The organism is Pseudoteredinibacter isoporae (assembly GCF_040372805.1).
Lineage (GTDB): Bacteria > Pseudomonadota > Gammaproteobacteria > Pseudomonadales > Cellvibrionaceae > Pseudoteredinibacter > Pseudoteredinibacter isoporae_A.
In genome coordinates, this window is record NZ_BAABWJ010000007.1 from 1 (window position 1) to 21,432 (window position 21,432).

A 21,432-nucleotide genomic window follows, 5' to 3' on the forward strand; every position below is an offset into this window, starting at 1 on the left:
GATAGCCCTTACCCATAAACACTCCTTACTTCTCAAAGGTACAAGTGTATCCGCAGGTAGATGCCAACGTAGGCAAATTTTTTACATCTATAAAATAAATTAGATTAACGGGCCGAACTAACCCATAGCTAACCCAGAAACGCAAAAAGGCCAACTCACAGAGCTGGCCTTTTTCGAATTCTCTTGAGATAACAAGAGCTTGTTTGGTGGAACCTAGCGGGATCGAACCGCTGACCTCAACACTGCCAGTGCGTGCAGAGCCTGAATCCCAATAAATAAACAAGAACAACACAAACCCACCAAATACCATTAAACCTATAAAACTCATACACTTACAAAGCTCACCTCTGTACATTGGCCTACATATCGGTTTTAATGAGTTCAATACATTTGGACTTAATATGGACTTAAATTTTTAAATCCATATATTACTACTCGCTGATCCCCATCAAGGATGACCAATGCAGGCCAAAATCACCGCCCGAGCAATCAAATCACTCGCAGTCGAAACGAAGCCTTATGAAGTAGTCGATACAGAACTAAAGGGCTTTTTACTTCGCGTACAACCTTCTGGCCGAATGACTTTTTACTACTCCTATCGCAACGAAGCGAAGAAGAGGAAGCGTATAAAAATTGGACAACTAGGCCCTGGTTTAAGTTTGGCTCAAGCTAGAGACGAAGCCATTCGAATTGCTGGCGAAGTAAACCAAGGAAAAGACGTTCAAGGAGAGAAACAAAGTCGCCGCCAGGCAGCAATGGATACTCTTGAAAAAACTCTTAGTAGGTTTATTGAGCAAGCCTATGAACCATGGGCAACTTCTAATCTTAAAAGCGCCAAAAGCTCTATTGATCGAGTGAAGTACAGCTTTCCCCTACTGCTGAATATCCCAATGATAGAAGTAACAGTTTCCCAGCTTGAGCGCTGGCGTACTGACAAGCTAAACGAAGGCCTAAAACCCAGCACCATTAATCGCTGTGTAAACTCATTGAGAGCAGTGCTTACCAAAGCCGTAGAGTGGGAGGTTATCGAAGAACACCCCCTAAGAAAGCTCAAAGCGCTACCATTGGCCAGCACACCAAAAGTTAGGTATCTAAGCGAGTCAGAAGAAAGGCGCTTATTAGACGCCCTTCTACAACGTGATGATGAGCTAAAAGAAGCCCGTAGCCGAGGGAATGAGCACCGACGACAACGCTGTAAAGAGCTTATGCCAGAGCTAAGCAAATATGCCTATGGTGACAGGATGACTCCTTTAGTCCTCCTATCGTTAAAGACAGGGATGCGGCGGGGTGAACTATTCGATCTAGAATGGCACAGCATCAATCTTGAGCAAAAAATCGTCACCGTAGTGGCTGAAACAGCCAAGTCTAAAAAGAGTCGCCATATTCCATTAAGCCCAACCGCTATAGAAGCTCTGAGAAATTGGCAAAAGCAAGCGCCTAGCCTCTCGGGGCGTGTATTTCCTTCTGGTAGTGGAGGTCGACTGGACAATGTTCGAAAATCTTGGGCCAGCATACTAGATTTAGCTGAAATCACCGATTTTAGGTGGCATGATATGCGCCATGACTTTGCATCAAAACTGGTAATGAAGGGTGTGCCGCTAAATACAGTGCGAGAGCTTTGCGGACATGCTGACCTTAATACCACCCTACGCTATGCTCACCTAGCACCAGATCATAAGGCCGACGCTATAGCTTTAATTGGGTAACAGCCTGAAAGTACACAATGGAAATACGCACACAAACTTACGACCAACAAATTGAACTCTTCTTAAAATCCATGGATTGGATTAAAAAGGATCTAGACATCAACTTATCTTCAGGAAGGGCAAATAGTTACCTGAAAACCTTTGCCGATTGGGGAGAACATGGGTATAAATCCCCCAACTTTGATTTTCTGGATTTTATGAACTCCTTATTTGAGATCGAAAGTTTTATTAGTGTATATAAGGCGTTTCAATTTACCCCAAAGTGCCAGCTTCAAAATATAAAAAGCAAGATGCAAAAAGCTGTTTACGGCCCGACTTATCTCGCAAACGAAACCCCCCAGTCAAACGAAGCACGCAACTTCATGTTTGAATTATTAACTGCTTCAAGACTACATCTACCACACCTTTTATCAACTTGTATTTTAAGCTCAAAATCAGATACAGGTGTAGAATTTGAAGGGAAGAAAATCTGGGTTGAATGTAAGCGGATTACCTCACAAAAGAAACTTGAAAAGAATATAAAAGTAGCTTCATCTCAATTGGAAAAGCAAATCAAAAATAGTCCCGGGTCTTTAAATCGAGGGCTAATTGCTCTTGATTTAACGCCAATCACAATTCCAAATGACGAAATGCTTGTTGGTCAAAATGAAGCTGATCTAAAAGAGAAAATAAATCAGTTAATGAACAATACGATTATAACCTACAATAGTTTTTGGCAACAAAAAATAGGCTCCAAGAGTAAGCATATTTTGGGATTTGTTATTCGCCTTGGTTTTCCTGCTGTGAATGATAGCTCTGGATTGTTAGTCAATGTGAGCGACTGGGGAATAGTTCCAAGAAATGACCTAAACAGTGATGGGCAGAGACTACTATCAAACTTGGCAAACACGTTATGACGAAAGCCATGAGAACTTAATAGGTAAAATTGGGACCACCCAAAGGCTTAAAATGTCAAAAGAAATATCAAAGGATACGGTGAAAATACTTCAAGGCCCGTTTTACACATGGGAAGAAACGCTTGAAATCACGGGTCTTAAGATTAGCGAATTGAGATACTACGTTGAAGAATCAATCATCACCCCACTCGTTTATACTGGGCAACGCGACTTCTTAATCTTCGATTCCAATGGCCATAATGACTGGACAGGAATAGCAAAATGTGGCTACCGCGGTCACATGACTCTACACATAAGTTTAATATTGGATTTGCTTGACGGACACAGTATTACACTGGGCACTGGCTGGGGGAAACTGCAAGAACCTCAAAAGGTATCTTTTACTAGCTTCAAAAACCCATTTAAGTACCCTCTTCCAATGACACCGATATCAAACTGGGAATCTAAAGGTAAACTACACACTGACAAGCTACTACAGTTCGCTGCAACCCCATTCCCAAGGGAAAGTGAAACAGTTTCTAAATTGATAAGAGGGTTTGTAGAGGCATTTAGCGACCCCAGTGCTCCAAAAGAAAAGGGCTCAATAGCTCATGCGTTAGACCAGCACTCAAAATCTCCCCCCGAAAACTACACACTTAATTTCAAACACAACTCAATCTTTGAACCCAACTCGCTGAGGTTTGCGGCATCTGAACTAGCAAAGACTAAAAACTACAATAGCAGCGCCGAAAAAAGCTCAACCCTTGAAATTGCACCTCGAAATTCGCATAAAAAGCGTAAAAATCTGTTTCATGAACTGATCAAGCGAATTATCCATGAAAACCCTGGGATCAATGCAACTGGAGTATGGGAGATTCTACGCTATGAATGCGACAGCGATAACGCCATCTATGATATTGACAGTATCCTTGTCTCAATCGACGCTCGTTCAGCCGAATGGGAAACTTTACACGGCGAACCAAAGTCTATTTCTCGCAAGACGGTCAAGAACCTTGTAAGCACACTCGCCTCAAGCTAAGCGTCTATCAGAAAAACAAAAATAATGGAAATGTTTTTTTGATTATTTCCGAATTAACTTGGAATTTTTCAAATTAATTCGAAAATTGAGTTTTGGAATTCCAGCTTACAGTCGCCCAGTTTTCTGGGCTAACCAATTGGAATTCGAAAATAAACTGGAAAATGTGTAATGTGTGATTTCGGGTATTTTCCAAATAAATAGAATACCACTAGGCTTTACTTAAGTGTCAAATTAGAAAAATAAATCTCGACTTAAAACTAAACTCACTCTGAAACTTAGGACTTGTAATAACCATGGATCACGATATAGAGCCCCATAAAAAGTCAAACGAAATTACACCGACACAATGGCTTAACTTTGCTATAGCGATTATTGGCGGGGCCGCGGCATTAGCTGGAACGGGACTTAATGGTCCGAAATGGATCATATATATAGGAATAGCAATCGCTATCGTAGCGGTATTAGCTACGTTAAAAGACTCATGGCCACTCATTTTTATCAAAAACCAAATTCATAAAAGTTCTGACGAAAGTCTATTCGCTGATATTTCAAAGAAATATGAATCTCTACTTGACGAATTCGCTGTTGTTGAAGATCTGGCAAAACTGATCAGCGAACTTATTTGGGAACCTGGAGCCCAAAGAAACTACAATTATCCGCACAACCAAGTTGAGCATTTTAGAGGGATACTATCAACCCACAAAAAACCATATGCATTAAGGGTAATGTATATGAATCATATACTTGATCTTCATGTCCAAAGAGCGGAAATGTACTTTTCTGAATGTGCCCCTAGCATTCAACAAAGGAAAGCAACCTACAAAGACGAACACCAGAAAGCAGAAATGCAAAGACTCTTAAACAAGTACTACGTATTCAGAGACGAACATGACAGCATTTGCAACAAGCTGAATAAGAACCTTAAGCAACAGAAATTAAAGCCTTTCTATGGCAGAACCTTCGCGTTTAGCCCCACAAGCGATTAGGGTTAGACTTATACCACACCCACAGCAAGCCAGGGTTATATATCACAAGCATTGAAACAACTATTTGTGCATGACATATCTGCATTACCGTTCATCGCGAATAATCCCGGCTAATGTCCCGAAGAGTCCCGGCTAACGTCCGGGACACCTTCCACCTCCGTAGTATCGCCCTTGTTCATCAAGTAACAAGAGGCACAACATGGATACTACAAAGCTATACAACAGCCCACGAGTCTTTACAGAGCAGGAAACCTCTCGATATATCGGCATGAGCCGCTCCTATTTGCGCCAGGCACGTATGGAGGGGAACCGGGAGAACCGCACACCAGCCCCCCCTTTTATCAAGATCGGCCGCTCTATTCGTTATTTACGTGAAGACTTAGATCGCTGGATTGATGAACTTGGCAAATATGATCATTTAGGGCAGGTGCAATGACTTGCCCTAACCTTCCCACTCCCAGCCATACAAATACCTCCAATCTCAACCTGTTGCATTGGGCGATACAGTGGTGGTGTTTGCTTTATTTGGGCGGCAATGCTGGTTCAGACCAAACCAGTATTGCTGACCTTACTTCCCCACTCTCACCCCTTCAACTTAGCAATGCGTAGCTACCTAAGGGCTAATCAAATCACCAAAGGCCTAGGCACTAGAGAGTGCTTTGTTTTTCGAGAGCAAATCTACCGTCGCCATCCCGATCTTGCGGTTAGCTTAGCGCGATACTATGTACGCGTGGAAAAAGAAGCGGGTTATGTGTATGCAAATCAACAGCTTCGTAAGCTGCACAAAAAACTAACCCTAGGGCCACAGTTTCATGGCATTTACATCGACTCACCCGACGAAGACGTAAAAACATTTGCGAAAAAGAAATCGTTAGCCGTTTTAAAACTGCTCGGAGATACAAGTAAGCACCAAGGTGAAAAGGAAGCCATCAAGAAGGTTATTGATCTTGTAAATGACTGCGGGCTTAATTTTCCTCTAGAGGCTATAAATAAGGCAAGTAGTGAAGAAATCGCAGGAGCCATTGCCCGCTGTTGTGATGATGAATGGTGGCGCCGACAAATCCGTCGACACCAAGATACCGTCTTAGAACATGTTCACATTGAAATCGGTTTAGTAAATAAAACTAAAGGCATATATTGCAGCAACTTTATGGTGGAGCGAAAACGAGCCCAGCATAAACGCAATATGAAAACTCTATCGCTATTAATTGCCGAAAATGACTTAGGCGAGTCTCTTAGTCTGTTGGAATTGGCCAAACGAAGCACAGCCAACCTTGTTAACCGCCGCAATGAGCTAATGACCCGTATTTCGGGCTTTGAAGAGATAGCTAAAGAACAAGACCATGTAGGTATTTTTTACACCTTAACCGCCCCGTCTTGCTTTCACGCATGCTTGTCCAGCAACGGCAAACACAACCCCCGTTACAAAGGATACTCTCCAGCCGAAACTCAGAAATACCTGAACACGCTCTGGAGGCGCACCCGCGCCAAGCTAAAGCGACAAGATATACAACCCTATGGAGTACGGGTAGTAGAACCGCACCATGACGGTACTCCGCACTGGCACCTTTTACTATTTGTACCTAAACATCAAGAGGAGCAACTCACTCAGATCATGCGTGAGTATGCCCTTGCCAAAGACCCAAACGAGCCCGGCGCTCGACAACATCGATTTAAGGTAGAACACATCAACCCAAACAAAGGCTCGGCAGTAGGTTATATAGCGAAATATATAGCTAAGAATATTGACGGTGAGCATGTAGGTGAAGACAACTATGGCAAAGACGCCATCGATAGCGCTGCCAGAATACGCGCATGGGCTTCTACATGGAATTTCAGGCAATTTCAGTTTATAGGTGGGCCTAGTGTCACGGTGTGGCGAGAATCACGCCGATTAGCCAACAGCGAGGAAAGCGGCGCCTTATTAAGCAAGGGTGATCCGGACCTGCTCGCAAAAATCGTACAAGCCGCAGACCAAGGCGACTGGCGGCGCTTTGTAAGCCTCTGTGGAGGCCCACAAGCTCCGCGAAAAGCTCAGCCATTAAGAGCCTTTCAAGTAGTAAAAGATACCCTTAACAAATATGGCGAGCTGTGCCACAAGATTATTGGCCTTTTGTACAAAAATGCAGAAATAGTGAAAACTCGCTTTCGGGAGTGGCAGATTAAATTGGCGCCTGTAAAAAGCGAGCAGATGATGAATGAGTGTTTTTCAATAGGAGGCGCGAACGCGCCTCCCTTGGAGTTCTGTCAATAAGTGTACTTAATTTGACATTTGCTAATGATTAATTTGTAGGTTGGAAAAAATATCTATCAAATCTGCCGAGGCATCAATAAATGGGTTACTGTACAATTCTGGCGGCTCTTCGCCTGGAATCGTTGCTAACCCCCCCTCAAAAAACCTATTAGTGATAGTTTGAAGCAGCTTCTGATGGACGTTTTTTATTTCGACTTTTGCCTCTTCACCACTAGCCATAACCTTGAGATAGAAAGAGCTTTGATTAACTTTATCCAACTCTGAATCCCAATTTTCAATGAATTCAATAAATTTATCCTCAGCAGATTCATCACTCGGGTCTTCATCGGCAACTGGTATAGAGGATAAAACCAACTCAGCATATTTACCATGATATTTGTTAAGCAGCGCTAACATTGGAACCATGTATTTAGGGGATATCATTTCACGAAACCAAAAGCCATCTTTCTTTGACGCTGCTGAAGAAGCTCTATCGCGATAAATATTGTAGAAAATACCACCGACAGAAACCAAAATTGCGACCAAACTCAACCAATTGGTTGTCAGCCAGCTTTTATTAGCTTCTATGAGCTTGATATTGAAAGCCTCATTGGGAACAGATATATCTACTGAAATACCCTCCACTTGGTTCTTACTCACATTAACTTTAGAGGGCGCCGAATTTGAACTCGCCTCCGGTGCTTTCCCAATATGCTGGTTTTCAGGAATCAGGACAGATTTGGGCACAATGGGCGCAAATGTAGATTGCACTTCTACCTTCTTTGTGCCGGCCGTTGTATCTTGGGGAGTTTCGTCTCGACGAACGCTTAAACTTCGATTTTGGGCTTTTTTCGCATTCTCATCTAGCTGCGAAGAGGCTGCATGCGGATTAGAAATAATTTGCTCACCAACTTGATTTTTTGGGCCATTTATTTCCAGCGAGCTCTCACTTGCAGTACATGCTCCTGCCAACAAAAAAGACAAACATAATAATCCAAAATTAAGCTTCAATAAGATGTTGCTATGAGAGCAGTCTTTATACATTTGCTAATAATTCCATTTAGCTTTGTTGGATTTTCCATCTTGAACTTTTTTCTAAATGCTTCTTCAGAACCCATTTCGATAATAGTTTTTCCAAAACACCCTAAAAAGTATGAGCTTGTAAGTGTTTTTGTATCATCAGGAAACTTAACACTAACAATCTCACATTCGCTCATCATTTTATCGATGTGGAAGTATTCGTATGCTGCCTGACCATTCGGCCTGCCTGCGTAGGCACGGCCTCCTAATTGTCCAAAATCCACTATGCAACTAGACATTATCATCTCCTGACTCCTTAATGAGTGAGTCATCTCTTAGTGGGAACTTAATGGTAATCAAAGTTCCCGGGAATGAAACCCCGTTTAACTCTTTAACGTATTTTTCATTTGGCGGCATAGATTCAACGTTTAAATCATTAAAATAAATTGTCGACCTGCCATTTGCATCCTGCTGCGGCAAATAAGTGCCATCGACATCTATACTAACACCGCCCGTAATCAATTTTAGTTTAGAAATCTTATTTTCAGATAAGCCCTCTATGCATTCCCTCGAAATTGTGTTGAAGAATTCCAATAAATCTATGGTACCTTGCCCTCTAGTTGGATCTTCATCAATCTTAGTAGATACAAACTGCTGTAAGGCCGCCACTGTAGTCAGAAGCCGTTCCGAGCACAAATGTGAATGTGCTGAAACATATGGCTCAATACGGTTATAGACCTCGTGGTTATTTCTCTTCCCATCAAATGAGTCATAGATACTTTGCCCTAAACCATAAATAACCACTTCAGCATAGATTTTCTCAGGATTTGTGCCATCTACATAACCATATATATGCCAATATCCAGTTCCAGAGTATTCTTCTGCATTCCCTATGATTTCACCTACATACTCACCGAGTCTCTGCTCGCCTTTCTCAGTAAGCACCTTGCCTATAGTGGCTAGGCAACTATTAAGATAGTCTGTAAAACCGGTTATTGCTCTCGATTTTTGATCTCCAACATGGATATTTAGCTCCTCGTGGAGCAATCCATGTCGCTTAAAGATCTGTACTTTTTCAACATCACTATCTTCATGGTCATTTTTCGCATTTAGCTCCTTCACAACCCCAACAGAGTTCAAGAGCCTAATTTTCTCTCTATCCTGAGGATAAGTTCCCGAAACATGGAATTTACCGCCTTTTTTCTTCCTTGATGCCTCTATATATGCAACAGTTTGACCTAAGAGTATTTCTGCCGCCAAATCGTCTTCAAGCATTTTAGAGTGATCAATATGAACACTAACGACCTGACGGTCCTCTCCCATATGGGACAATTGAGAAATAATATCCAGAACATCTTCTGGATTCCCTAATAGCGAAAAGTCCTCCGGTATTTTTAATTCTAGCCTCTGTTTTGGAGGTCTGCTTGCCGGCGTCCACCTAGGAATTTTTTTAGATGGGAGGCTTCTCCGAGATATAGTTCTAAAGTGCTCAAGGTGGGCCTCTTTATTGACCACTGAAGCATTGTTAACGAGTGGCTGAGCCTTTTCTTGATTCTTTAGCCACCTCTGATATCTCTTACCCTGTAAAAAAGTATAACTATCAGTAACCTTTTTCATGTCCTAGTCTACTAATTGCCTCTTTCCATTTAGGCGACGATCTTGAAAATATCTTTATTAGGTAGCAAACACAAACGATTTGGAAAGGAATGTGATTGTGCACTTTAAAGAATTTAGACCGTTTCCATTATATAAACGTGATTGTACCACATGGACTTAATATGGACTTAAATTCCAGACACAAAAAAGCCCGCAAACAAGACGGGCTTCTAAGTCGTTGATTTACAACGTATATTTGGTGGAGCCTAGCGGGATCGAACCGCTGACCTCAACACTGCCAGTGTTGCGCTCTCCCAGCTGAGCTAAGGCCCCACAGAGGTATCTAAATATCGGCTAATCACGCCATTAGATAAGGGATGGCTTTCGTTGAAAGCGGGGCGCATTCTATCACTGTGGCCGGAGCTGTCAACAACAATTGGTAAGATTTTCAAGGATTTAAGGCATTCGCCTTCGGGCTTAGCGTGGGCTGTATAAAACTTGTTCCGGCGGCCTGCTGGCTTGCCTGCGAGTGTGTTGCCTACTGGCAAATTGGGGCTGCTTTGGCGTATGCCCTGGGCTCGCTTAGGGAGCCCGGTTTGGCGTGTCTTCTTCCTCGTCGTCGAGGTCGAGTTTGAAGCCTTCTTCCAGGCCATCATCGAGGTTGATGTCCAGGTCGTCGATGGAGATGGTGTTCATCAGGCCGAAGTCATCGAAGTTGAGGTTTTCGTCGCCCTGCGGTTCGTCGCTGGAGAGGTCTTCTACTTCGGACTCTTCCACGTGCAGCATGGGGATGTCTTTGCGATTCCAGTGCGCAACACCGGTGATCATTGGTGCGATGTCGGCACTGCCCTCTTCATTGGCCTCTGACTCATCGACAGGTGCCGCCAGAGGTACTTGCACAACAGGCTCGTCGCTCTCTTCAGCTTCGAGCTCATTGCGTTTGCGAACACGGACTACCGGCTCGTTGGCGGCCACGGCTGGGCCAGATGAGTATGCGGGCTCTTCTCGCTCTTCGGTCTTTTTGTTGAAGCGATTCAGGAAACCACCCGGGCGCCGGAAATCCAACCAGGCCAGTGCGGCCAAGATGGCGGCAATGAATAAGCCGGCCCACAGCATTAAGCTGTTTGAGCTCAAGCCAGCGTCGGCCTGTAGGGATGCTTTGCTGGCCGCATCGGTTTCTTCTGCGCCCGCTGTGGTTTGGTCGGCCAGCTGGGTGCCGACGCCTTGGCCTTCGTAGAGGTCCGGGCTTTCTGTCTCAGTAGCTTGTGCGCTCTCATCGTTTGAGGTGTTGCTCGCAGATTCCGCAAGCTCGGTATTGTCGGCCGGGGTGTCGTCTACGGCTTCAGCGCTTAGCAGTTCATTGGTGTTGGCGCCGGTTTCGGGATGGCTTTCATTGCTGGCGTCTTCTACAGGAAGCTCGGTGGCAGCCGAGTTATCTGCCGACGATAAGCTGGCCAAGGTGCCATCCAAGGAACCATTACCTTTTTGATCTTCCAGTAAGCTTAGGGTTTCTTTCAGTTGCTGCTGAAAGTGTTCGATTTGTTTGGACTGCAGCAGCACCAATTCTTGCATCAGCTCAACACTGTCGCTGCTGTCGACGGCAGCGATTCGCTGGCGTAACTCACGGTTTTCCAGGTTGAGCTTATCGGTCAGCTCGGAAACCACCTGAATCTGCTGCTTGATAGACATCTCCTCGCTGGAGGGGAGATCGCCATTGAGAATCTGTTCTTCGCTGACGTTGGCGTCGCTCAAACGAAGGCGGCCATTCACTTCATTGCTGGAACTGGCCTGGTTTACACCATCAAACGCTGAGGCATCGGGCACTTCTGGGCTGACATCCGACACATCAACATCATTCATGCTGACTTTATGTGTTGGCATCGCCGCTTCGCCACGTAATTCCAGTTTGGCGCCAACCCGAAGGCTGTGCTTACCCCCCGAAAAGGCATCCGGGTTTTGTTGATAGATATCGTCGATCACTTTTTGCAGCGCAATGTTTGGATCTTGACGCATCTTCTGCGCAACCTGTGACAAGGTATCACCCGGCTGCACGGTGTAATCAACTTTGGCATCGCCCGCGAAGGATTGCTGAGGCGCTGGGGCCGATGCTTCGTGTTGAACCGCTTGCTGTGCACTCAGGCTATCCAATGCGGCGACGGGCTCATCACGCCATCTTGGCATTTGGGCGTATTCAACCTTGCTTGGCAAACGCAGCTGAGCGCCGACTTGCAATTGATCGATCCCGCCTTCAAAGGCCTGGGGATTATTGCGGTATAAATGATTGGTGACGGCCTGCAACTGAATGTTGCTGTCGATCCGCACTTTCTGGGCGATTTGCGACAGAGTTTGCCCCGGGCGTACGCGCCAATATTCCGCATTGTCGCCTCCGCTGACCGGCACATTGGCTACCGGGCGAGTTACGACCGGGCGAGACGCTCTGTTATTCCCCTGCCCTTCATTAATAAGCACGGGGCGGGCATTAGCTCGCGAGTTGTTCGTTTGACGGTTTGACGCTGCGGCCACCGGTGGCTGAATTTGCTGCTGATCTTTTGGGTCCAGCAACAGGCTGTATTCGCGGTAGCTTTTGCCACTGGGCCATTCCAGGGCCAACATAAAATTCAGAAAGGGTTCGCTGACCGGACGATCGGTTGAAAGTTTGATCATCAGCTTGCCGCCTTCACGCTCCACTCGGGTGCGAAGGGGGACGCGAATAGCGACAACATCCACCCCCAAGGCGGCGGCCTCTTCCGGGTAGATTTGGCGTAAACGGATATCTTGTGGGCTGTATTCCCCTTTGGGGTCAAGAACTTCGATGGTTGCGCTGAGGGGCTCGCCGAGCCAACTGCTGTGCTCGATGGTGCCCAGCCCGAGGGCTGCAGCGAGCGCGGGGCTTAGCAGCAGGCAGCTTGCCAAGCCTGAACGAAAGAGATTTCGGGCGTGCTTTAACTTAACTTGCATGTTTTTTCTCAGTGAAAAAACCTAAACCAGCAATTAAATTATTAATAGTATTACCCCTTTCAACCATCCTAGCCGCCATATTGGCTCAAATTAGGATCCGACCTAATAATGCTTCTTGAATCCGTCGAATTTTAGTCAAATGTGAGCTAATTCACAACAAGCGGCATTGCTGGTGACAAATTCTCAAAATTAGCGCGGGTTTTAGTCGAATACATCTACCAAAGCCCGATTCACTAGATAAGTATAGCGCTTAATTCCTTTTCTGCCTCCCTGCGGCTCTTTCAAGCGGCACCCCTTATCACCCCAGACTTTGGTACGATTTTTCCAGCTTTTTCATGACCTTCTTACCAAATTCGCCAAAACGGGCGTGTAAAGCGTGTCGAATCCGTGCTCGACTCATATCAGGCCCCAGCAGCGCCATGGAATCCATTACGGAGAATGACGCCGTGGTGCCAGCAATGGCGATAAACAGTGGCGCCAGGAAATCCTTCAGCTTGATGTCCATTTCACCCGAGAGGGTCTTCAGGCAATTGAAGATTTCATCACGCTCCCAGGTACGCAAGGCTTCCAAACGCCAGAGGGCAAATTGCAGAACGTGCTTCAGCTGCTCTTCCTCCAGCTTAACGTCCGCAAAGCTGTCTTCATTGATCGGCAGCTGGCCGGCCGCCAGGAAGCTGGCCAACGGCGCGAAGTCGCTCAAGGTGTTCATGCGACTTTGTGCCAGGGGCAGTACCTTTTCCAGGTTCTCACGATTCAGCGCCCAGTCCTGCAGGCGGTCGGCCAATTGAGGCACCGTGAGGTCTTCGCGAATCCACAGGCCGTTCAACCAAGACAACTTCTCGACATCAAAAATCGGGCCGCCCAAGCTCACTCGCTGAATGTCAAAATTATCCATCATCTGTTGCAGGCTGAACTTTTCGCTCTCATCCGGCATGGACCATCCCATGCGACCAAGGTAGTTCAACAACGCTTCCGGCAAGAAACCCATACGCTGGTAATACAGAATGCTGGTTGGGTTTTTACGCTTGCTCAGTTTGGATTTGTCGGGGTTGCGCAGCAATGGCAAATGACACAACTGTGGCATATCCCAACCAAAGTATTCATACAGTAATTTGTGTTTCGGGGCGGAATTAATCCACTCTTCGCCGCGCAATACGTGGGTGATCTGCATCAGGTGATCGTCCACCACGTTGGCCAGGTGGTAGGTTGGCATGCCGTCAGACTTCAACAGAATCTGGGCGTCTACCTGGCCCCAGTCCAATTCAATGGTGCCGCGCAGCATGTCCTCCACCGGGCATGGGCCTTCGCCTTCCGGCACGACCATACGAACCACATACGGCATGCCCTCGGCTTCGCGTTTTGCCACTTCATCGTCAGACAATTTCAGCTCGCTGGGTTTGAGCGCGGCAAAACCACCGGCTTCGCGGCGAGCCGTGCGCAACGCATCCAGTTCTTCAGGAGTGCGGTAGCACTTAAATGCATGACCGGAATCCAGTAGCTGTTGTGCGTATTCGGCGTAAATATCTTTGCGCTCGCTCTGGCGATACGGACCGAACTCACCGCCTTTATCCGGGCCCTCTGCCCAATCCAGACCCAACCAGCGCAAGCTGTCGTAAATGGCCTGTTCGGATTCGCGGGTTGAACGCTGTTGGTCGGTGTCTTCAATGCGCAGAATAAACTCGCCACCATGTTGCTTGGCAAAGCACAGGTTAAACAAAGCAATGTAAGCGGTGCCTACGTGGGGGTCGCCAGTAGGAGATGGGGCGATACGCGTGCGTACAGTCATGGTGTAAATTTCCGAAATACGCCCAATGGCATGGGCCAATCAAACAGAGCAGCGAGGCGCTGCATATAAAGGGCGGGATTATACTGCAACAGCCACCACGTCGAATAGCGCTGACATACAATCTGTTACCTCTCGTCCTGGGTGATCACCCATTATCCGAGAGCGCTCAAAATCTCACGCGTCCTTCGTGCTATCATGCGCCCTCCTGAAATCACCTAACCATTTGAAAAACGACGACGCTCGACATCATCAAGGAAGTTGCCCCATTAATACCGCCGCTGACAGCACCGCCCAAGCTACCCCCCAAAGCAAACCAACACTGCTGTTGATCTGCAATCCGATCTCCGGCTACAGCGATAAACATTGGCTGAAGGCACTGTGTGAACGTTTGGATCATGACGCTTACCCTTGGGCGCGCTACGACACCCAGGCCGGCGGTGATGCCACGCGTTTTCTCGCTGAGGAAACCTGGCAGGCGGATCTGATCATTGTCGCCGGCGGTGACGGCACCATTAATGAAGTGGCCTCGGGTTTATACGCCGCTGGACGATTGGACGTGCCGGTTTTACCTCTGTCGACGGGCACCGCAAATGTTCTGGCTCGGGAACTGGGCATTAATGGACTGGCGAGTAGCCATAAGATCGATAAGATCATGGCCCTGATTGCCGACAGCCCTACCCGTCGTGTTCATCTGCCGCTGATCAATGGCAAGGTCATGTTGTTAATGGCCGGTGTGGGCTTCGATGCCTGGGTGGTACACACCCTGGATTCCAATTTGAAAAAGCGTATGGGCAAACTCGCCTATGTGGTCTCTATGCTCAAGCAGGTGCCCAAAGCCAGTCGCCGTCTGTACCGAGTGATCAGCGACGGCAAAAACCAAACCGTTAATGCCGCCATTATCAGCAATGGGCGTTTCTATGCAGGCTCATACACCCTGTGCCCAAACGGCATGCTCGAAGAATCCGACCTGGTGATCACAACCATCAGCGGCAACACCCTGACCTTTATTTTGGCGCTGTGCGCTATGCCTCTGGGCTTAATGCACAAATGCCCTGGGGTTGAGCAATTCAGTGCCCAGGAGGTATCGATCGAAGCCCTCAATGAGGCCGAAGAGCCAGTACAACTGGATGGCGATGACTTTGGCCTATTGCCCTGCACGGTTCGTTGCAGCGAACACAGCATAGAGTTTCTTCACCGCTAAGCGCCTGAAAAGGCTGATAAAAGCGCGTTCTGCCTGATCATTCAGCCCATTCGTCATGCCTAATGCTTATTTTTCGCGCATTTATTTAGACCGATCCTTTATAAGGCCAACGGCCATCTATGCTTAATTTTCTTAAAGTGCCTGTTTTTTAGACTGACAAATTTTCTAATGTTAGTGTTTACTTCGGCAGAAAGGAAAGAAATGTAAAGAGTTCCCTTCTATTCAAAAAAAACCATAAAAAATGCTTATTTTTCATACGGCTAATTTAGCGTTTTTTGGGCCAAACCGCTGAGCGAAAATAGCTTCTAAACTATGGGTAAAGGTCGCACAATGACCTTGCAACATAGTCGCCAAGGGGTATTTGGCGAGGGAGGTTAAGATGCGTAGACAACTCATAAGCTATTGGTTTTTACCGTCGCTGTGCCTGTTTTTCACAGCGAGCACTTATGCGGAAAACTACTCAGAAACATGGCAAGACGAAACGCTGTTCAGCATGAGTAATGAAGAGCTGCACGCCGCCGCGGAAAACAAACGCAATGTGGAAATGAGCCACACCCATCAGGCACTGAATTATCAGTGGATGGCTCAACACGCGAACGAGTCTGGCCCCAAGCGCAGTAACAAAGCGCTGAAAAAAATGTTTAAAAATCATTTTAAGCAGTACTGGGTAGAAAGCCGCTCGAAAAAGAAGAAGTACTCTTCCGGTGACAAAGACAAAGCCAGTCAAACCAATTACGGTTTGAAAATGTCGGGGGATACCTTGAAGCTGGCCTTTGAACATCGCTTCTTCTGAACACCGTGTAGAACGAACACCCGCCTCTTACGGTCTGGACGGCTCTGACATTTAGCCCAAACAACGGATCTCGCGCAGAGCCACTCCAGACCTTCTAACGAAAACCCATATACTTTGCTACACTGCGCCTTTTTCTTTTGGCGCACAATTATGTCTGAAAATACTTCCGAGGCCCTGCCCCCCGCCGTTCTGTGGAAGCGCTTGCTTGCCATTGTGTACGACAGCCTGATCTACATGGCGCTGGCCATGGCCTACACCGCGTTGGTGTTGTTTCTACAAGTACAAATTGGCGGCGAGCCCGCGCCGGGTGAACGTGCGTCTATGGGCACCTTGGGCTTTCTTGGTTTGGTGTTTTTCCTCAGCAGTTTCTGCAGCTTTTGCTGGCGTGCCAAAGGTGGCCAAACCCTGGGCATGAAAGCCTGGCGACTTATCCTGGTAAATGAAGAAGGCAAGAAGCCCAGCTGGGGGCAATGTTACCTGCGCTGCCTATTGGCCCCCATCGTGTTCGGCCTGGGAGGCATTGGTTATTTCTACGCGCTGATCGATAAAGATTCCCGCACCTTGCACGATATGTTCACGCAAACACGCATGTTGCAATTGCCGAAAAGCCAATAGAAACGGGGATTGAACAGCAGCATTGCTGGAAAGAAAAAGGGCGCTATTCAGCGCCCTTTTTCTTTTGTATTCGTGCGTAGATTCTAATTGGCTTTGCGCAGCAATAACAAACCAATGACCGCGCAAATCACAATCGGTATCGCCACGGCAATCACCGGCGCAAAGCCAAACACCAGACTGGATGGGCCCAACAAATCTTGCGAGGTACGGAAAACAATGCCCACCAATACTCCGGTAAAAATTCGATAACCCATAGTGGTTTCGCGCAGCGGGCCGAAGATAAAGCTAACCGCGATCAACACCAGACTGGCAGTGGCCAGTGGTTGCAGCACCTTCTGCCAAAACGCCAATCGGTATTGGCTGGCATCCAAGCCCTGTTGGCTTAAGTATTCAGTATAGCGATACAAATCGTTAATGGATAAGCCGTCTGGGCTTAGCACCAACAGCGACAACAAGGCCGGCGTTAACTCGGTCTCCCATTTGCGGGTTTGAAAATACTTTTGTACAAGATGAGAACCGTTGGCCGCAAAGCTCGACACATTCGCTTTTTCTTCCAACCAATGATCGCCCTGAAACGTAGCACGATCTGAGAAACTGGAAGACAGCATTTTACCTTCAGAATCAAACTGGTAACGGGTTACGCCCATCAGAACACCACCGGGCAATACGGTATTGGCATGTACATACTCGTTGCCATCGCGGTTCCACATCCCTTTGTCGTCGAGTGCGAGCCCCCGCCCCAATGCAACTGAACGACGACTTTCCGCCGCTTGCTCCGTGTAGGGAGTAACGTATTCACCCAACAACAGGCCCAGCACGATAAACAATAAAACCGGCTTTAATACGGCCAGGGTAATGCGTGCGACGGTCACACCGGCTGCACGCATTACTACGAGTTCGCTGGAGCTGGCCAAGATACCCAGGCCGATCAAACAACCCACCAACGCCGAAAAGGGAATGTATTCAATAATACGACGAGGAATGGTGAGCCCGACATAAATCAACACTTCGGTAAAATTATAATCGCCACGCATATCGCCCAGCTGATCCACCAAAGCGGAAATAACATCCAGCGCCAGAATCACCAACAGCACCATCGCCACGGCACCAATTACGGATTTCGCAATGTACCAACTAAGCTGCAACATGGTTGGCCTCCTGGCGGTCAGGTTTGTAACTCAGCTTGCGCATCCAATCCGGCCAATACAAGAGCAAGGCTGCAATCATCAAGAAGATGCCATGCACGCCCCAAATCGCCAGCCACACCGATATCTTGCCATCTTCCGCCATGCCGCGAGCAGCATTGAGGGACACCAGATAAACAATGTACAGCAAGATCGCTGGAATCATTTTGACGTAGCGGCCCTGACGTGGATTGGTTTTGCTCAACGGCACGGCCAATAAACTGACAATGATCACCAGCACCGGCAGGGAAAAACGCCAATGCAACGTGGCCACATCGGATGTTGCTTCGGAGCCAATCAATTCCAACGTGGTTTTGCGATCCGCTTTGCGTGGAATAATCGCCCCCGGATCATCAACATGAAGGTATTGGCCCTGCTCAGCAAACTTTGTCACGGTGTAGGATTGATGCCCCGGTTTGCCTTCGTAGCGATAGCCATCGTTCAATACCAGATAGCGTTGGCCAAATTCTGGGTGATCGAGCTGCTTGCCTTCTTTCGCCTTGAGCACACCGACATCACCTTTGCTGCTGGCCTGACCGGCCATAAACACCTGCTGCATTTGTTTGCGGTCTTCACTCAGGTTTTCGGTATAGCTCACCGCGCCGCTGCGACTGAGCGACATAAATCGGCCGGGACTCAAGCCATCAAATTCACTGCGTTTTTTCTGCTCGTTTAAAATCAGCTCGGTTCGGTCAACGCCCATTGGCGTGACCAATAGCGCCAGCAATGCAACAAACAGGGCAACCAGTGCAGCGGGAATCAAAGTTAAACGAGTCAGCTGACCCTGACTGAAGCCACAGGCGGAAAGTACGGTCATTTCACTTTCCATATACAGGCGACCGTAGGCCAGCAAAATACCGATAAATAGACCCAGGGGAAGTACCAGCTCTAAAAAGCCGGGCAGACGAAATACCATAATGGAAAACAGGACATCCGCATCCAGCTGTCCTGCGGCGGCCTGGGCCAGGTACTTCACAAAACGTCCACTCATGGTAATCAGCAGCAGCACACTGCTCACCGCCAACATGGTGTACATGACCTCACGGGCCAAGTAACGAAAAATGATCACTCGCTGTCCTTTCTTACGGGGCTTTCTTGCGTTTCTTTCTTATGGGGCTTTCTTAATAGGTCTTTACTTACCGACCTTTCTTATGAGTCTTTAATAGCCTGTTCTGCCTACCTTCACTGTCGAGCCAAGTTGCCCACTCAACAGCGGCCCCATGATAAAACACCTATTTATCTGTTTGCATGGGAGCACTTCGACAAGCAAAGCCCGGCTTTGATCCCGAGAATGGGGATCTGGCTCAGTTATGCGTCTTGGTAGACATAGTGCGAAAATGCTAAAGTGTCGGCTTTGCTTGTTGCGCATTTACGTGGCAGACGCCTCAGCCGACATGGCCTAAACTCTAATTTTGTCTATTATCCAGCAAACAGGATACTTTGTCTCGGAATTCAACATGATCAATTTTCAAACAAAAACAGCTCAAGCCTCTGCCGTCAGCACCGACTGCGCCATCGTTGCGGTGTATGAAAAATCCAAATTGGGATCCGCCGCCAAAGTGCTGGATGAAAGCGGTGCAATCTCCGCCGTGTGCGCACTGGGTGATTTCACGGGTAAGCTGGGCCAGACTCAGGTCATGGCCGGCGAAGGCAAAGCAAAACGCATCGTCTTGCTGGGTCTTGGTAAAGCAAAAGAATTGACCGCAAAAAGTTTTGGCACCGCCTGCCAAAAAGCCTTTGCCGCGATTGCTGGCAGCAACTGCAAAGACGCCAGCCTGTTCCTGGACGATGGCAATGCTGTCGATCTGGAAACCCAGGCTCGCTTCGCCGTTGAACGCATGAATGCCAAGTCTTATCGTTTTGATGAACTGAAAAGCGATAAAAAGAGCCCCTCCAAACTGAAGAAGATCACCCTGGTGATCGCTGATCGCAAAGCTCAAAATGGCGTGAAGAAATCCGCCGAAGTGGGCGCAGCCATCGCTAAAGGTGTGAGCCTGGCGAAAGATCTGGCCAACCGTCCAGGTAATGTATGTACACCAACACACCTGACCGACAACGCCAAGCGTCTGGCCAAAGAATACAAGAACATGAGCGCCAAGGCGCTGTCTGCCAAGCAAGCTGAAAAACTGGGCATGGGTTCGTACCTGTCCGTAGCGGCGGGTTCCGACGAGCCTTCTCAGTTCATCATCATGGAATACAACGGTGGCGCCAAATCTGCCAAACCAATTGTGTTGGTTGGTAAGGGCATTACCTTCGATACAGGCGGCATCAGCTTGAAGCCTGGCGCGGCCATGGACGAAATGAAATTCGACATGGGTGGTGCGGCCGCCGTGTTCGGTGCCATGCAATCCCTGCTGGAACTGGCTCTGCCCATTAACGTTGTCGCTCTGGTTCCCGCCACCGAAAATATGCCCAACGGTCATGCAACCAAACCGGGTGATGTCGTGACGTCCATGTCTGGCCAAACCATTGAAGTGTTGAACACGGATGCGGAAGGCCGTTTGATTCTGTGTGACGCCCTGACCTACGCCGAGCGTTACAAGCCAAAAGCCGTTGTGGATGTTGCCACGCTGACCGGCGCCTGTGTAGTCGCACTGGGTAAACACGCTACCGCGGTTTATTCCAACAAAGATGAGCTGGCCGATAAACTGCTGGATGCCGGTAAACAAGCCGAAGATAAAGCTTGGCACATGCCATTGTGGGATGAGTACCAGTCCCAGTTGGACAGTAATTTTGCCGATATGGCGAACATCGGCGGCATGCCCGGTGGCAGCATCACGGCCGCGTGTTTCCTGTCTCGCTTTGCCAAGAAGTACGACTGGGCCCACTTGGATATTGCCGGCACAGCTTGGTTGTCTGGCGGTGCGAAAGGCGCCACTGGCCGCCCAGTGAGCATGCTGGTGCAATACTTGATGAACGAAGCGGGCCGCAAATAACGGGCGGCCCCCGGTTTAGCATTCCCGAAACACTGAAGTACGGTTAGGAAAGCACTCGTGACTCGAGTCGATTTTTATATATTGCCAGAAGCCGGGCTCGACGCCCGGCACAACTTTGCCTGCCGCCTTGTCGAGAAGATGTTTCGCCTCTCACAGGAGGTCTGCGTCCTCACCCCCAATGCCCAACAATGCAGTGATTTTGGGCAACGCTTATGGGCCCACAACCCCACCAGCTTTATCCCCCATCGTTGCCGCAGTGATGAAAAAAGCCCCCGCCACGAACTGTCCGACCGCGTTTGGATTACCCACGGCGATGAGCTGCTTGAACATCACAATGTATTGATCAATCTGTCCAGTGATCAACCCACTCACTTCTCGCGTTTCGAACGGCTGTTGGAGATCGTTGTGACCGACGAAGACGTGGTACAGGCCAGCCGTGAGCGCTATCGTTTCTATCAGGAACGAGGCTACCCCATCGCCAACCATGATATGCGACGCTGAGCA

The 21,432-nt window shown here is 47.9% G+C and carries 19 protein-coding genes and 1 tRNA gene; 11 read left to right on the forward strand and 9 right to left on the reverse strand.

From position 1 onward, the window contains the following. Positions 1–25: 25 nt before the first annotated feature. The gene (locus ABWW03_RS13810; protein ID WP_353409056.1) at positions 26–328 is read right to left on the reverse strand and encodes a hypothetical protein; all 303 of its coding nucleotides are present in this window, start codon (positions 326–328) and stop codon (positions 26–28) included. Between the two features lie 133 nt (positions 329–461). On the opposite strand from ABWW03_RS13810, the gene ABWW03_RS13815 reads away from it, so the two are divergent. From ABWW03_RS13815 to ABWW03_RS13840, 6 genes are all read left to right on the forward strand, one after another. Then, entirely contained in the window at positions 462–1,706 is a 1,245-nt protein-coding gene (locus ABWW03_RS13815; RefSeq protein ID WP_353409058.1) for a phage integrase, read from the forward strand. A 17-nt stretch (positions 1,707–1,723) separates the two neighbouring features. Further along, positions 1,724–2,602, forward strand: coding sequence for a hypothetical protein (locus ABWW03_RS13820; RefSeq protein ID WP_353409060.1), 879 nt, complete (start codon positions 1,724–1,726; stop codon positions 2,600–2,602). Between the two features lie 52 nt (positions 2,603–2,654). Then, positions 2,655–3,620: a hypothetical protein gene (locus ABWW03_RS13825; RefSeq protein WP_353409062.1), complete on the forward strand. Its 966-nt coding sequence runs from the start codon at positions 2,655–2,657 to the stop codon at positions 3,618–3,620. A 293-nt stretch (positions 3,621–3,913) separates the two neighbouring features. Next, complete coding sequence (locus ABWW03_RS13830) at positions 3,914–4,606, forward strand: hypothetical protein (RefSeq protein WP_353409064.1); 693 nt, start codon at positions 3,914–3,916, stop codon at positions 4,604–4,606. Positions 4,607–4,805: 199 nt separating this feature from the next. Next, the gene (locus ABWW03_RS13835; protein ID WP_353409066.1) at positions 4,806–5,042 is read left to right on the forward strand and encodes a helix-turn-helix domain-containing protein; all 237 of its coding nucleotides are present in this window, start codon (positions 4,806–4,808) and stop codon (positions 5,040–5,042) included. Positions 5,043–5,336: 294 nt separating this feature from the next. Beyond that, positions 5,337–6,860 carry a replication endonuclease gene (locus ABWW03_RS13840; RefSeq protein ID WP_353409068.1) on the forward strand — a complete coding sequence of 508 codons (1,524 nt, stop codon included), beginning with the start codon at positions 5,337–5,339 and terminating at the stop codon, positions 6,858–6,860. A 21-nt stretch (positions 6,861–6,881) separates the two neighbouring features. Here the strand turns inward: ABWW03_RS13840 and ABWW03_RS13845 are convergent, their stop codons facing one another. The 6 genes from ABWW03_RS13845 to gltX all read right to left on the reverse strand — a co-directional run bounded on the left by ABWW03_RS13845 (position 6,882) and on the right by gltX (position 14,199). After that, positions 6,882–7,883 carry a hypothetical protein gene (locus ABWW03_RS13845; RefSeq protein ID WP_353409070.1) on the reverse strand — a complete coding sequence of 334 codons (1,002 nt, stop codon included), beginning with the start codon at positions 7,881–7,883 and terminating at the stop codon, positions 6,882–6,884. Next, a complete protein-coding gene (locus tag ABWW03_RS13850) occupies positions 7,847–8,158 on the reverse strand; it encodes a hypothetical protein (protein WP_353409072.1) in 312 nt (103 codons plus the stop codon). Before ABWW03_RS13850 ends, ABWW03_RS13845 begins: the two co-directional genes overlap by 37 nt. Continuing rightward, positions 8,151–9,476, reverse strand: coding sequence for a hypothetical protein (locus ABWW03_RS13855; protein ID WP_353409074.1), 1,326 nt, complete (start codon positions 9,474–9,476; stop codon positions 8,151–8,153). The genes ABWW03_RS13850 and ABWW03_RS13855 overlap by 8 nt, the downstream gene beginning before the upstream one ends. 236 nt (positions 9,477–9,712) lie before the next feature. Then, a tRNA-Ala gene (locus tag ABWW03_RS13860) sits at positions 9,713–9,788 on the reverse strand. A gap of 249 nt (positions 9,789–10,037) precedes the next feature. Further along, on the reverse strand, positions 10,038–12,413 hold the full coding sequence (locus ABWW03_RS13865; RefSeq protein WP_353409076.1) for a LysM peptidoglycan-binding domain-containing protein: 2,376 nt from the start codon (positions 12,411–12,413) through the stop codon (positions 10,038–10,040). A gap of 298 nt (positions 12,414–12,711) precedes the next feature. Beyond that, positions 12,712–14,199: a glutamate--tRNA ligase gene (gene gltX, locus ABWW03_RS13870; RefSeq protein WP_353409078.1), complete on the reverse strand. Its 1,488-nt coding sequence runs from the start codon at positions 14,197–14,199 to the stop codon at positions 12,712–12,714. Between the two features lie 187 nt (positions 14,200–14,386). On the opposite strand from gltX, the gene ABWW03_RS13875 reads away from it, so the two are divergent. From ABWW03_RS13875 to ABWW03_RS13885, 3 genes are all read left to right on the forward strand, one after another. Then, positions 14,387–15,400: a diacylglycerol/lipid kinase family protein gene (locus ABWW03_RS13875; protein ID WP_353409080.1), complete on the forward strand. Its 1,014-nt coding sequence runs from the start codon at positions 14,387–14,389 to the stop codon at positions 15,398–15,400. Positions 15,401–15,779: 379 nt separating this feature from the next. Further along, entirely contained in the window at positions 15,780–16,193 is a 414-nt protein-coding gene (locus ABWW03_RS13880; protein ID WP_353409082.1) for a hypothetical protein, read from the forward strand. A gap of 150 nt (positions 16,194–16,343) precedes the next feature. Next, positions 16,344–16,808, forward strand: coding sequence for an RDD family protein (locus ABWW03_RS13885; RefSeq protein ID WP_353409084.1), 465 nt, complete (start codon positions 16,344–16,346; stop codon positions 16,806–16,808). An 83-nt stretch (positions 16,809–16,891) separates the two neighbouring features. Here ABWW03_RS13885 and lptG read toward each other — a convergent pair whose 3' ends face one another. Further along, on the reverse strand, positions 16,892–17,956 hold the full coding sequence (gene lptG, locus ABWW03_RS13890) for an LPS export ABC transporter permease LptG (protein ID WP_353409086.1): 1,065 nt from the start codon (positions 17,954–17,956) through the stop codon (positions 16,892–16,894). Then, on the reverse strand, positions 17,943–19,061 hold the full coding sequence (gene lptF / locus ABWW03_RS13895) for an LPS export ABC transporter permease LptF (protein WP_353409088.1): 1,119 nt from the start codon (positions 19,059–19,061) through the stop codon (positions 17,943–17,945). Before lptF ends, lptG begins: the two co-directional genes overlap by 14 nt. A 388-nt stretch (positions 19,062–19,449) precedes the next feature. Between lptF and ABWW03_RS13900 the strand changes: the two genes are divergently transcribed. Together ABWW03_RS13900 and ABWW03_RS13905 are read left to right on the forward strand one after the other, a co-directional pair. Beyond that, positions 19,450–20,928: a leucyl aminopeptidase gene (locus ABWW03_RS13900; RefSeq protein WP_353409090.1), complete on the forward strand. Its 1,479-nt coding sequence runs from the start codon at positions 19,450–19,452 to the stop codon at positions 20,926–20,928. Between the two features lie 57 nt (positions 20,929–20,985). Beyond that, positions 20,986–21,429 (forward strand): DNA polymerase III subunit chi, encoded by a 444-nt coding sequence (locus ABWW03_RS13905; RefSeq protein ID WP_353409092.1) that lies wholly within the window; start codon positions 20,986–20,988, stop codon positions 21,427–21,429. Positions 21,430–21,432 lie beyond the last annotated feature (3 nt).